Origin of the sequence: Saccharothrix algeriensis, from assembly GCF_016907655.1 — a bacterium.
Taxonomy (GTDB): domain Bacteria; phylum Actinomycetota; class Actinomycetes; order Mycobacteriales; family Pseudonocardiaceae; genus Actinosynnema; species Actinosynnema algeriense.
Genome location: NZ_JAFBCL010000001.1, coordinates 1,524,074 through 1,536,703 on the forward strand (window position 1 = coordinate 1,524,074; position 12,630 = coordinate 1,536,703).

The 12,630-nt window shown below is 70.6% G+C and carries 9 protein-coding genes; 6 read left to right on the forward strand and 3 right to left on the reverse strand.

What is annotated here, in order from left to right; translation table 11 throughout:
- Positions 1-57: 57 nt before the first annotated feature.
- On the reverse strand, positions 58-840 hold the full coding sequence (locus tag JOE68_RS06505) for a class I SAM-dependent methyltransferase (RefSeq protein ID WP_204841432.1): 783 nt from the start codon (positions 838-840) through the stop codon (positions 58-60).
- A gap of 221 nt (positions 841-1,061) precedes the next feature.
- Positions 1,062-2,294 (reverse strand): MFS transporter, encoded by a 1,233-nt coding sequence (locus JOE68_RS06510; protein ID WP_204841433.1) that lies wholly within the window; start codon positions 2,292-2,294, stop codon positions 1,062-1,064.
- A 458-nt stretch (positions 2,295-2,752) separates the two neighbouring features.
- Here JOE68_RS06510 and JOE68_RS06515 point away from each other — a divergent pair, with 458 nt between their 5' ends.
- The 5 genes from JOE68_RS06515 to JOE68_RS06540 all read left to right on the forward strand — a co-directional run bounded on the left by JOE68_RS06515 (position 2,753) and on the right by JOE68_RS06540 (position 7,774).
- A complete protein-coding gene (locus JOE68_RS06515) occupies positions 2,753-3,982 on the forward strand; it encodes an MFS transporter (protein WP_204841434.1) in 1,230 nt (409 codons plus the stop codon).
- A 23-nt stretch (positions 3,983-4,005) separates the two neighbouring features.
- A complete protein-coding gene (locus tag JOE68_RS06520; protein WP_204841435.1) occupies positions 4,006-4,653 on the forward strand; it encodes a nitroreductase family protein in 648 nt (215 codons plus the stop codon).
- Positions 4,653-5,288 carry a PrpF domain-containing protein gene (locus JOE68_RS06525; RefSeq protein ID WP_204841436.1) on the forward strand — a complete coding sequence of 212 codons (636 nt, stop codon included), beginning with the start codon at positions 4,653-4,655 and terminating at the stop codon, positions 5,286-5,288. The genes JOE68_RS06520 and JOE68_RS06525 overlap by 1 nt, the downstream gene beginning before the upstream one ends.
- A 373-nt stretch (positions 5,289-5,661) precedes the next feature.
- The gene (locus tag JOE68_RS06535) at positions 5,662-7,023 is read left to right on the forward strand and encodes a dihydroorotase (protein ID WP_204841438.1); all 1,362 of its coding nucleotides are present in this window, start codon (positions 5,662-5,664) and stop codon (positions 7,021-7,023) included.
- Between the two features lie 532 nt (positions 7,024-7,555).
- A complete protein-coding gene (locus JOE68_RS06540; RefSeq protein ID WP_204841439.1) occupies positions 7,556-7,774 on the forward strand; it encodes a hypothetical protein in 219 nt (72 codons plus the stop codon).
- 1,429 nt (positions 7,775-9,203) lie between these two features.
- Here JOE68_RS06540 and JOE68_RS06545 read toward each other — a convergent pair.
- A complete protein-coding gene (locus JOE68_RS06545) occupies positions 9,204-12,257 on the reverse strand; it encodes an AfsR/SARP family transcriptional regulator (protein WP_204841440.1) in 3,054 nt (1,017 codons plus the stop codon).
- Positions 12,258-12,401: 144 nt separating this feature from the next.
- On the opposite strand from JOE68_RS06545, the gene JOE68_RS06550 reads away from it, so the two are divergent.
- Positions 12,402-12,554: a hypothetical protein gene (locus JOE68_RS06550; protein WP_204841441.1), complete on the forward strand. Its 153-nt coding sequence runs from the start codon at positions 12,402-12,404 to the stop codon at positions 12,552-12,554.
- The last annotated feature ends 76 nt before the right edge of the window (positions 12,555-12,630 follow it).

The following is a 12,630-nucleotide window of genomic DNA, read 5'->3' on the forward strand; positions in this document are numbered from 1 at the left end:
GCCGGGCCGGATCGCGCGCCGCGCCCCCGCCCGGCCGGGGGCGCGGCGCGCGGGCGGTCAGGCGGACGGCGCCCGCCCGAGGGCCAGGAAGTGCGCGCTGGCGTTGACGAGCAGCGGATCCCGCTCGACGAGGCGGGCGCAGCGCAGCGCTGCCGGCACGAGCCTCGGGAACTCGTCCGCGCCGGCGGCGTCGAGCGCCGCCCAGCCCGGTCCTTCGACCCCGTAGACCTCGACGTCCGCCAGGCCGGCGGCCCGGACCTCGGCGCGCAGCTCGTCCGCGGTGTGCCAGTGGGCCGCGGTGAACCCGACGTGCCCGTCGTAGCGGCCGGTCGCCACCACCGCCTCCACCGAGGGAACCAGGTCGGCGTCGAGCGCGCCGTTGGCGCCCGCCTCCACGACCGAGAGGTAGCGGCTGATCCCCGCCGCCGCCAGCACGCCCCCCGGCCGCAGCACGCGCCGCGCTTCCGCCAGCGCCCGCGCGCGGTCGGCCGGGTCGGTGAGGTGGTAGAGGGGGCCGAGCACCAGCACGGCGTCGACGCTCCCGTCCGCGACGGGCAACCGGCGGGCATCGCCCAGGAGCGCGGTGACCCCGGGCAGCACCGCCGCGGCGTCGACGTGCGCCGGGACCACGTCGACGAGGTGCACCGCGTGCCCGTCGCGCGCGAGCCACTCGGCGTGGACCCCCGTCCCGCCTCCCACGTCGAGCACCGTCGCCGGTGCCGTGAGGAACCGGCGGAGGATCTCCTGCGTGCGCAGGAATTCCAGGCGACCGTGAGGAGTCCTGGCCAGTCGGGTGCTCTCCGCGCCGTCGGCGTAGTGCCGGACGAGGTCGGTGGTCATGGGGCATGGTCCTGGGCGGCGCGACAAGCGGTCAACGCCATTTCGCCGGACCGGGACGACACCGCCCGCCCCGGGGCTCCCACCGGGCGGGTTGCGCTCCGGCCGGTTCTGCGGGTGTCCCGTGGTGCTGTCGACGGTCATGCCGTAGGCGGTGCCGCGGTATCCGGCCGGGCGCGGGAGTTCGCGCTCGAAGGAAGCGCACCTCCTCGTGGCGGACGAGGTCAACGCGCGCTGCGGACCCTGGCCACGACCAGGATGCCGCCGAGCGCGCACAGCGCGGTGAACGTGTACAGAGCGGTGTAGTTCTGCCCGCTGCCGATCGCCAGCAGCAGCGGCGCGAAGGCGGGGCCGATGGACTGCGGCAGCACGTTGGCGATGTTGATGACGCCGAGGTCCTTGGCGGTGTTGTCGGGGTCGGGCAGCACCGAGGTGCACAGGGCCACGTCCACCGCGAAGTACAACCCGGTGGCCAGCCCCTGCACGGCCTGGGCGACGACCACCCCGGCCAGGCTGTCGGCCGTGGCCAGCAGGACCATGCCGACGGCCATGACCACCGCGGCGGCGATGACGAACGGCTTGCGCCGCCCGACCCGGTCCGACAACCGGCCGCACAGCGACGACGTCAGCGAACTGATCCCGTACTCGACGAGCGTGAGCAGCGCGAGCGTGCCGGCCAGCGCCCCCGCGGTGATCCCGATGCGGTCGCCGAGGTAGAACGCCAGGTACGACACCGGGGTGAACAGGGCCAGGAACAGCACGAAGCGGGTGAGCCACATCCACCCGAAGTCCGGATGCTCGCGCGGGCTGGTCCAGAACGTGCCGAGGAAGGCCCTGGGCGTCAGCCTCGGCAGCCGCTCCGCGACCCGGTGGTCGGGCAGGGTGATGGTGAACAGCGCCACCAGCGCGGTCGCGGCCAGGGCCGGCACGAGGAACCGGATGACCGCGTCGCCGAACAGCGCCGCGGACGCCGCTCCCAGCGGCACGGCGATGAGCTGGCTGAAGCCCACGGCGCCGGACACGGTTCCCCTGCGGTCGACCGGCACCTGGTCCGGGATCGTGGCGCTCAACGCCGACAGCGTGGCGTTGAAGGACATCTGCGCCAGGCACCAGCCGACCGCGATGGCCGGCACGGCGGGGACCACCGCGATGAGCATCAACCCCGCCGAGCCGCCCAGCACCCCGCCGATCAGCCACGGCCGGCGGCGCCCGAACCGCGACGTGGTCCGATCGGAGAGACGACCGAACAGCGGGTTCGCGACCACCGCCACCAGCGCGCCCAGCGCGACGATCAGCCCCAGGCTGCGCTCCTTGCCGTCCGGGTCGACCTCGGCGACCCGGAGGGGCACGGTGACCAGCGCCGAGGCCAGCAGGGCGGTGTAGAGCCCCAGGTAGGCCAAGGCGATGCGGACGGTGAAACCCCGCGGCATCGTGGTGGGAGCGGTCGATGCCGCCATCACCGCGCCTCCTCTTCAGTCGTCCGCGCCTGATCCGATCAGCAGTGGTCCGCATCCGGGTAGGAGTTGACAAGAGTGCCGTCCAAGAGCTTTAGCAGAGTGATGTGGCGTGTGCGGTGCCGGGGCACCCGGTGGGTATGCGAAGCCGAAGCCGTGGACGGCCGATGACGAAGTGCGAAGGCTTGTCAAGCCGTGGATCCCGGTCCGGCCGCGTCGGTTCCGGTATCCCGCCGCCAGCCTGCCTGTGCCCGCAAGGGGTCCTGTTCGTGCTCTACAACGGGATCTCCTGGGAGCGTCTGCCCCCGTGAGCTGGGGTTCGGGCCCAGGACGACCTGTTGACGCCGGCTGCGGGTCGGATCGGTGGACCGACCGCCCGCCGCCACCGCGGAGCGACTGCGCCGCACCAGCCCGGTCGGGAGCCACCTCCTCCCGACACCTCCGGACGAAGTGAGGACCGCTTGAACGCCGACGCCGTCACGCCTCGGAAGACCCGTCTACCCGCCGAAGCGCGCACCCTCTGGTACGCGAGCGCGGGCAACTCCCTCGCGCTCTGGATGCTCCAGATCGCGGTGGCGGTGCACGTGCTGGAGAGCCACTCGGTAGCCACGCTCGCGGTAGTGGGCTTGGCGGGCAGCCTCCCGGCCCTGGTCTGCACCCCCGTCGCCGGACTCGTCGCCGACCGGTACGACGTGCGCCGGATCGCGCTGGCCGCCATCGGCGGCCAGGTCGTCGTCCTGCTGCTCGTGGTCGTGGTCGGCAGGTTCGGCCTGGGGCTGTTGGCCGCGCTGTACGCGGTCCAAGGCGTGCTGGCCTCGTTCTGGCCTCCGGCGCGCCAACGGTGGCTGTACGGCGTGGTCCCGATCGGGCTGCGGCACCGCGCCAACGCCTCGATCGGCTCGATCAACGGCATGATGACGCTCGTCGGCGCCACCCTCGGCGGCCTGCTGTCGTCGTGGAACGCCTTCGCGGCTTTCGGGACCGCGGCGGTCTGCCAGGTCGTGGCAGCCACCCAGCTGTTGCGCACGCGCAGCCCGGGGTCCGCGGCCGCCACGCCCACGTCGTTCGCGGCCGACCTGCGGGACGGCGTGCGCGCCGCGCGGGACTTCCCGCTGGCCCGGTCCGTGGTGTGGATCGGCATCGCGTGGGGCCTGGTCGGTGGCGGCTACAGCGTCCTGCTGGCCGGCCACGTCACCGTGGACCTGGGTGCCGGCGCGTTCGTGCTCGGCGTGGTCTACGCCGCCGACGGGATCAGCGTGATGGCGGCGACCGCGGTCGCCGGGCGGCTGAACCGACGGCGCCACCTCGCGGTGTACGGGTCGGCGTACGTCGTGCAGGGCGCCGCGTGGGCACTGATCTTCGTCTCCGACCACGTCGCGCCGCTGCTGGTGTGCGTGGTCCTGATGCGGTTCGCGAGCGGGTTCATCATCGCGCTGGACACCGGGATCCTGCTCGACACCGTGCCCGACCACGTCCGCGGCCGGGTCACCAGCGTGCACATGACTACCTACAACGCCGTAGGGCGGCTGTCCCTGGCCGGCTTGGGTGCGCTGCTGACCGTCGTCAGCATCAAGACTGTTGGCGTCGCCGCGGGCATCTCCTCGGCCGTCTTCGGCATCATCTGGTGGCTGTGGTCGGGTCGGCGCGCCAAGCACGCCTACGTCGTCGCGGACGCGAAGGGAACAGCATGACCGCCATTACATCCTCGGACACCGTGTCCCTGCTGGAGAACCGTTTCAGCGCCCGCAGCTTCCGCGACGTCCCGGTCGACGACGACCTGCTCGATCGCGTCTTGGCAGCCGCGACGCGGGCACCTACCTCGTTCAACTTCCAGGGTTACGCGCTGGTGGTGATACGCGACCCGGCCAGGCGCGCCGCGCTGGCCGAGCTGATCGGCAAGACCTTCGTGGCGGTCGCCCCGGCCTTCGTGCTGGTATGCGCCGACCCCGGCAGGCTCTGGGCCGTCGGGGAGCGGCACGCCGTGCCGGTCGGTCCGCAGCACGACGACCTGGGGCTGAGCTCGGTGGTCGACGCGTCTCTCGCCGGGATGTGCCTGGCGCTCGCGGCAGAGTCGGTGGGGCTCGGCACGGTGATGGTCGGCGCGGTGCGCAACCGGGTGGGCGCGGTGTCCGTGCTGCTCGACCTGCCAGAGGGGGCACGCGTGCTGTTCGGCATGGCGATCGGATGGTCCGACGAGGTCCGCCGACCACGTCCCCGCCTGCGCCCCGACCTCGTCGTGCACCGCGAACGCTACTCCGCCGCTGTCCGCGCCACCACGGCGATGGCGATCTGGGCGTTGCTGATGTTCCAGCTCTGGACCGACACGCGAGCGAGCGCGCAGCTCAGGTCGGAGGTGGCCTGATGCTGGCGCACGTCCTGCAGGCGGAGGGCAGCCCCTGCCCGACGCTCGTGCTGCCGGCGGAAGCCCTGCCATCCGACGAGCCGAGGCTCGTGCACGCCTTGGCCGCGATCCGCCGGTGGATGCGCGCGATCGGTGCGGGCCACGTGCTGAAGTTCGCTGTGGTCGGCCGTTCCAGCACCGCGGAGCACGACCTGGAGTACCGGTTCGTGCAGTGCCTGCCCGGCGACGAGTCGAGGTTCGAGTTGCGGGGCAGTTGCGGGCACTCGGTGCTGGCGGCCGTAGCGGCGAGCGCCGAACGCGGGTTGATCCCGCGATTGCGGCCCGGTTCGCGGGTGCGGGTGGTGGTGCGCAACAATGGAAACTCGATCAGGTGCCGGGTCGACGAGGTCGTCGACGGCACGGTGGTGTTCACCGTCCGGTTCGCCCGGCGCGACCGTCCCGACCTCGTCGACCTGCTGTTGCTCGGCGAGCCGCGGACGGAGATCCGGTACGCTGGCGGGCGGGTGCTCGCTTCGCTGGTGTCGATGGGCAACCCCTACCTCTTCGTGGACGCCCGCGAACTGGGAGTCGACTCGTCGGCTGCCCTATTCGCCGGCCGTGAGCGGCTGTTCGACGTCCTGTCGCGGTGCGCGTAGCGGGTGAGCGCCTGCTCGGCTGGCCACCGGGCGTGTTTCCCAAGATCGCGGCTCTGATGCCGGACGAGGGTGGCGCGGTCGCCGCCCGGGCTGTCTCGGTGCCGTCGTGGCACCCGACGCTGGCTTTGACGGGCGCGGTGTGCGTTGCCGCGGCGGCCGCGATTCCCGGGACCGTACCCGCCCTGTAGGGCAGGCCGGTGAGTGGCCGGTTGACCGTCACCGGTCCGCTCGGCACCACCACCGTCATGTCGTCCGTCGTAGCAGGCCGCCTGATCTGGGTCAGCGTGTCACCCAAGGTCGTACGCCCCGTCACCGTGCTCCACGTCCCGGTATTCACCCGCCGAGCGGCGCTCGCGGCCTGAGAGGAACCGAGATGACCCGATACGACGTACTGGTTCGCGGGGGCACGGTCGTCACCCCGAAGGGAACCACCGCAGCGGACGTGGCCATGGCCGGTGGCGTGGTCTCCGCACTCCTGCGGCCTGGCACCGACGCGGTGGCGGACCGGGTGGTCGACGCCCGCCGCAGGTTCGTGCTGCCCGGTCTGATCGACTCACACGTGCACTTCAGGACCCCCGGGCTGGCGCACAAGGAGACCTGGACGACCGGGTCCCGGGCCGCCGTCGCGGGAGGGATCACGACGGTGGTGGACATGCCCAACACCAAACCACCACTCGTCACCCCGGCGGATGCCGCCGCCAAGCACCGGGACATCACCGGCACGAGCCTGGTCGACTACCGGTTCCACGCCGGGGTCGACCCGCGCCGACTGGAGGCCGTACTCGACCTGTCACCGCGCGACGCCGTGACGGTCAAGGTGTTCCTGTGCGGCCACCACACCGCACCGGACGTGCTACGCGACCCGGCGGACCTGGAGCGGCTGTTCCGCCTCGCCGCACGTGCCGGGCTGGTACTGGTGTGCCACGCCGAGGACGAGGCGACCTTCGCCCTGCTCGACGCCTGGCACGGTGCCCCCGAGCGGTCGGTGCACTACGAGCCGCGCAGGCCCCGCACCGCCGCGATCATCGCGGTCGCCCGCCTCGTCGAACTGGCCCGGCGGCACGGCACCCGTGTGCACATCCTGCACGTGTCGAGCCGCGAGGAGGTCGACCTGCTGATCGCGGCCGCCGACGCGGGCATCCCGGTCACCTTCGAGGTCACCGCACACCACCTGACTTTCACCGACGCCGACACGGTTCGGGTCGGCACCCGGCTCTGGCTGCGCCCGGCCATCCGCGACGAGGCCGACCGCGACCGGTTGTGGCGTGCTGTGGTTGACGGCCATGCCTTCACCGTCGGCAGCGACCACGCGCCCCACACAGTGGTGGAGAAGTCGCTACCCGGCGCCGAGGCACCCCCTGGGTTGCCGGGCGTCCAGGAGCTGCTGCCCGCCCTGTGGACAGGTCTGCGGCGGCACTTCGGTCTGTCGGTGCACGGAGCTCTGGCCGTGGTGCGGCGCGTCCTCGCCGAGAACCCGGCACGGCTGTGCGGGCTGGTGCGGCGCAAGGGTTCCGTCGAGGTCGGGAAGGACGCCGACCTCGTCGTCTTCGACCCGAGCCGGACCCGGACGTTCACCTCGGCGGAAGTGCACGCCCTGTGCGGGTGGTCGGCCTACGAGGGCCGCGAGCTGGACGGTGGCGTCGACGTGGTGCTGCGGCGCGGTGAGGTCGTCCACGAACACGGGCGGTTCGGCAGTCCGTCGGGGGTATGGTTGGACGCCGCAGCGCCGGTGTAGTTGGACGGGCCGTGAAAGCGCAGGCTGCGACCTTGTACAAGCCGCCCTTTCCGACTCGATCCCTCCGGCTTCCCTCCCCGCTCCGGAGTGTGCTCGAGCACGCCGGCCCTGAACACGGAGGGAGGAGCAGCCGTGCGGCACGTCAAGCCCGTTGACGACACGCGCACGACCGCCTTCACCGCCGAACAGGACCGCGCACCGCCCTCGTCGGGATCCTCACCGGGTCCTGCAAGGTGCTTGTGGTCGACGTGGGGCGGACGACCGGCGAACCCGGCCTGCTCAGGACGGACGTGCCGGCGGGCACGAACCTGTGAGCCGGCCTCTGCGACAGCGGCACCAGCGGTGAAGACGACCAGGCCGCATTCCGGCGGCCGGCGCGCGGGCGTTGGCCGGCTTGGAGCGCATCACCACCGCGTTGACCGCCTTGGACGTGACAACCGCCATGCGGGACTTGGTCCTCGGCGACGAGCGCAGCCGACCAGCGCCACGTGACCGACCGTGCCTGTGGCAAGTGGAGGGCTTGGTCGGCCGAGTGGGCCAGGCCGCTCGGGCGGCGGTCGACATCGCCACCGCGGTGTGGAACGCCCGCGATCTGATGAACACCCTGCTCAACGAGCCGTCGCCCGCCGCGTTCGCCGATAGGGTGAACGACATGAGCGCCGCGCTGGACCGGGGAGCTGAAGTGCTCGACGAGGTCGAACTGGAGGCCCAGAGCTACGGCGGGGTGGCCGCGGTCGGCAGGCACCGGTGAATGCCCTCGGCGGCGCCACGGGCGGACGCTGTTCACAGTCTTCGACCGCCAGTCCGATCCGGCCGCGGCTGACGAGGTGGCTCGATCAGGACCTGCGGCTGACGCCGCACCAGCACGTACAGGCGGTGCGCTCCCAGCCCCGCCCCGCACGCACGTCGGACGGCCGGCTACTGCTGGTTCGACTCCAAACGCCCCGACACAGGGAAAGCCGTCCACCGAGGTGGAGGGGTCTCGGTGGAAGCCAGCTGATCGACCTCTGGAGCGACACGCTCACCAAACCGGGCGTCGAGCTCTGCCGGCCATGACCTCCGGTGACCCGGGAGTGACGGCTGCTCCGGTGAGAACACCTCCATCCGCGGACCGGAGGAGCGCTGCGCGCAGCAGTTCGGCGAGCAGGCGGCGGAGCACGTGGTTGTCCGCGTTCGGTGGCCTGGTCCGTCGCTCCGGGAGGAGCTTCACGGGGTCAAGGCCGTGGCGAACCCCACCGACGTGACTCCAGCCGGTGGTTCTTCGTGAACATGCCGGAACTCGGTGCCGGCGACATCAGCAACGTCCCTGTGACGGACTTGGCCGACCGACGAGACCATGCCTCACAATGACCGCCGGGTGGAAGTAACATCGACCATGCACATGCCTTACGAGGCCAGGCGGTTCGCGCCCTCTTCGCCCACCGCCGCGTTGATCGGGTCGGGCTCGGCGGTCCTAGTGGGCTTCATCGGCTCACCGGCCAGCGCCCTGACGGCGACAAAGCGAACCTCGAACCGCTGACCGGCGAGCCGCGTCGCCCCTTGTTCACCAAGGTGGAACAGGACCGCTGGGCCATCCTGTGCCGCGGACCTTCCGGCTCACCTCCGACACCGCCGGGGAGCCCCTGGTGAACCGGGGCCTCGTCTGCAAGTCCACGTCGGTCTACGGCGGCTAGGATGTCGCGCTCGCCGGAGCACCGGTGCCGCGACCCTCGAAGCTTGCTCGGTCGGTGATCGGGATCACTACGTCCTCCGGCACCGACCCTCGGCCGCCACACGCGAAGGCCGTGCCGAGGTGCCGTGGAAGTATGTTTCGGTCAGGTGGTGCCCGGCGGCCAGTGAGCAGGCAGTCTGGTCCGCCAAGCCTGACCAACGGCACAGCGGTGATCAACTCGACCGGAGCGCGGAGCGAGCATGATGCTGACGGCAGTGGACGGGTCGGGTTGGAAGCCCTCGAAGACGCAGGCAGCCACGCGCGGTTCCCGGTCCGTAACGGGAAGTCTCCGGCCAGCCCACAACACCCACCGTCCCACCAGGGCGTCGCCGGCGCCCGCTCTTCATCGACCGCCGTCGCTCCCCATCACCGACCGAGCCCGACCCAGGACACGACGTTGGGACGACCGTGCTCGGACGGCTGCCCTGTCGAGTGGCCCGGAAGACCAGCGGTTCCCGACGAGCGGGGTTCAGGCAGTCTCACAGCGGAAGCACGTCGTCCACCCGTTGCCCGGCGAGGTGAGGTGGGTACGGGCGTACCGGATGTCGACCAGACCCGCGGGGTAGGTCTCGACGGCCTTCTCCCAATACCGTCTGGCGCCTTCGACCTCACCTCGCGCGAACGACAGGTGCGCCAACCCTTCCAGCGCGCGGGCCTGGTATCGGATCGACTGGTAGCGCTCACCCATCTGGCCCACCTCCACGAACACCTGCTGAGCCCGCTCGGTGTCGGCCAACAGGAAGAACGCCTCGCCGAGACAGCTGAGCGCTTCGCACTCGAACTCGCGGAAGCCGAACTCCCGCGCGGATCTCAACGCTCGCCGCCCGTGCTCCACCGATGCCATGAGGTCGCCCAAGTGCCGGTACACGGAGGACATGCCCATCAACGCCATCGCCTCACCGTAAGCGAACCTATCCGCCGTGGCCTCGTCCAGCACCTGCCCGAACGCGTGCAGAGCCGCTTGGTGATCGCCGCGCAGGTGCAGCGCGGTGCCCAGGACGCCCTCGGTGATCAGCCTGTCTCGCGACGAATGCCCCGGCATCTCGAGTGCTCGGCGGAGGTGGTCGAGCGCCAGGTCGAACTCGCCGAGGTCCCGACAAAGCACCCCCAGGTTGTTCACGACCGCAGAACGCAGGCGGGTATCCGTAGACCCGGCGAGCAGCCGGTCCGCCGCCAGATACAGATCGCGTGCCTGCGGCAGGCGGTCCGCCCGGAACATCAGGTTGCCGAGGTCTACGGTTTGGTGCGCTTCCCGATCGACGTCGCCCACCCGTCTCATGAGTTCGAGCGCGCGGTTGAGATGCTCGACCGCCTCGGTGACGGTCCGTTGCTCTCTGCAGGCTCCCGAGAGACCCTGCAGAGAGATCGACTCACCGAACTCGTCACCCGCCGCACGCGCGGCCTCAGCGGCGCTCTTGTAGAGATCGTATGCTTTCCCACCGAAGTTACGCAGCTTCAGAAACGGATGAAGCGTGCACACCAACTGCCATGCGTGCCGGTGCCAACCGCGCTGCGCGGCGAACAGCGCGGCCGCAGTAAGGTTGGCGAACTCGGCGTTCAGCGCGTCGACGGCTCCCTTGTAGGAATCGACCTCGCGGATCTCCCCCAGCACGTGGTCTACCCTGGGTGCGTTGCGGTAGATACCGGGGTCCAGAAGCCCGCACCAGGTGTGCGCCACTTGGAGGTAGTAGTCGAGCAGCCGGTGCACGGCTGCTCGTTCCTCCTGCTCCTCAGCGGCTTCGGCGAGCAACTGGCCCGCGCAGTCACCGATGAGGTCGTGAAAGTAGTAGCGCCCGGCGACGTTCTGCTTCAACAGGTTGTCGTCGTACAGCGATTCCAACACGTCCACCGCCTCCTCGACATCGACACCGCCGAGCGCGGCGGCCGTGTACGCGTCGAAGTCCGTGCCCGGATGCAGGCTCAGCAGCCGGAAGAGCCGCTGTTGCGATGGCGCCAGGTAGCGGTACGACACCCTCAGCACCGCCATCACGCTCTGACCGCCCGCACGTAGGAACAGCGAACGCTGCCTCTGCGTCCGCAACCGGTCCATTAGGTCGGCGACCGTCCAGCTCGACCTGTCCCGCAGCCGTGCGGCGGCAATCCTGATTGCCAGCGGCAGGCGACCGCACAGCTCGACCACGGTGTCGACGGCGTCCGGCTCGCTTCCGGCGCGGTGGGCGCCGACCACCGTGGTGAACAGGGAAACCCCGTCTTCTCTGGTCATCACGTCCAATGAGAGCGGTACCGCGCCCTCCAGCGCGGTAAGTTTGCGGCGGCTGGTGACCACCACGAGCACGCCGGCGGTGCCAGGCAGCAGAGGCGTCACCTGAGCGGCATCGGCGGCGTTGTCGAGCACGAGTAGCGCGCGCTGCCCGGCCATGCGCGAACGCCACAGCGCACTGCGCCGTTCCAGGTCCACCGGCACTAACTCGGGCGGCACTCCGCTGTCGAGCAACAACGCGTCGAGAGCCTGCTCCGGCGTGACGGGGTCCATCCCCGGGCTGAACCCGCGCAGGTCGATGAAGTACTGACCGTCGGGGTACTCATCCGCGATGTGGTGGGCGAGGTGGATCGCCAGGGTCGTCTTGCCCACCCCTCCCATGCCGTCGATAGCGGAGATCACCAATGCAGTCGGCAGTGCGTTCCTCGTCCCCTCGACCAGCTCAACGAGTTCGGCGGACCGCCCGGAGAAGCTCGTCGTGTCGTGCGGTAGGTAGGACCTGGTCGGTTCTGGCCGTGCTGCGGCCCGCTCGACTTCATCGACGGGCGGGGCAACGGAGTCGGCGGCACCGCTCAGGATAGCCGCATGGATCTCACGCAAACGCTGGCCAGGGTCGAGACCGAGCTCGTCGGCCAACAGCCGCTTGCCTTCCGCGTAGGCGGCCAGCGCATCGGGCTGCCGCCCACTGCGGTGCAGGGTGAGCATCAGGCTGCCGCGCAACGACTCCCGGAGCGGGTGCTCGGCGACCAGCTGTGTGAGTTCACCGACCAGCGACGCGGACTCCCCCGCACGTAGGCGGAGGGCGAACAGCTCCTCCAAGCAGAGGAGCCGCTGCTCGTTCAGGTTCGCAGCCGCACTCTCGATCGCACTCCCGCTGAGGCCGGCGAAGGCGTCACCACGCCACACGGCGAGCGCGGACCGCAGCAGCTCCACGGCTTTTGGCAGGTGTCCCAGCTCCTCCGCCTGCTTCGCGTCTTGCACTGCGGTGACGAAGTGGTAGGTGTCCACAGCGTCGTCCGGTATGTCTAGCCGGTACCCGAACTCGGTCCGGACCAGCCGGACACCCCCGCCCTCCGCGCCGAGCGATCGGCGGAGAGCGCCGACCGCGTTGTGCACCTGCTGCCGCACCGACGCGGGCGGCTCGCTCCACAGCTCGTCAACCAGCCGGTCCACCGGCACCACCCGGCCGGGCTGGAGCAGGAGCAGGGCGAGAAGCTTCTGCTGGCGTGGCCCCTCGATCCGGACGCGTTCGCCCGAGGCGAGCACCTCGAGCGGACCCAGGACCCGAAATTCCGCCGTCATGTCCCCCTGGCTCCCCCACCGGCCGGGCCCGATCCCACCCGACGTCATGAACGTAACGGTAGATCCTTGCCCTACTGATGGTAGCATCGCGTGTACTCTACGTTGCTCACATGCGAGCACGGAAAGCGCACATTGGGGGAACTGATGACGCGTTCGTTCTTGGGGGGACTGGCTTCAGCGTTGGGAGCGCTGGCACTTCTGGTGAGCACCGCGGTGTCCGCCGAGGAGCCGGTGGACCAGCCATCAGTGAACGTGGTCGTACCCAACGACTTCGACGGCAGCATGAAAGCGCTCTGATGTCCCGGAGACCCTGGGAGGAGGTCTCGGACGCGGCACGGGCGGAGCGAAGCGCCGTACTGACCGGCACACTGCT

What these genes read in the sequence shown, in the direction of transcription:
- JOE68_RS06535 (WP_204841438.1), top strand. Translation starts at nt 5,662, where the DNA reads ATGACCCGATACGACGTACTGGTTCGCGGGGGCACGGTCGTCACCCCG.
- JOE68_RS06545 (WP_204841440.1), bottom strand. Translation starts at nt 12,257, where the DNA reads ATGACGGCGGAATTTCGGGTCCTGGGTCCGCTCGAGGTGCTCGCCTCG.
- JOE68_RS06525 (WP_204841436.1), top strand. Translation starts at nt 4,653, where the DNA reads ATGCTGGCGCACGTCCTGCAGGCGGAGGGCAGCCCCTGCCCGACGCTC.
- JOE68_RS06510 (WP_204841433.1), bottom strand. Translation starts at nt 2,294, where the DNA reads ATGGCGGCATCGACCGCTCCCACCACGATGCCGCGGGGTTTCACCGTC.
- JOE68_RS06505 (WP_204841432.1), bottom strand. Translation starts at nt 840, where the DNA reads ATGACCACCGACCTCGTCCGGCACTACGCCGACGGCGCGGAGAGCACC.
- JOE68_RS06550 (WP_204841441.1), top strand. Translation starts at nt 12,402, where the DNA reads ATGACGCGTTCGTTCTTGGGGGGACTGGCTTCAGCGTTGGGAGCGCTG.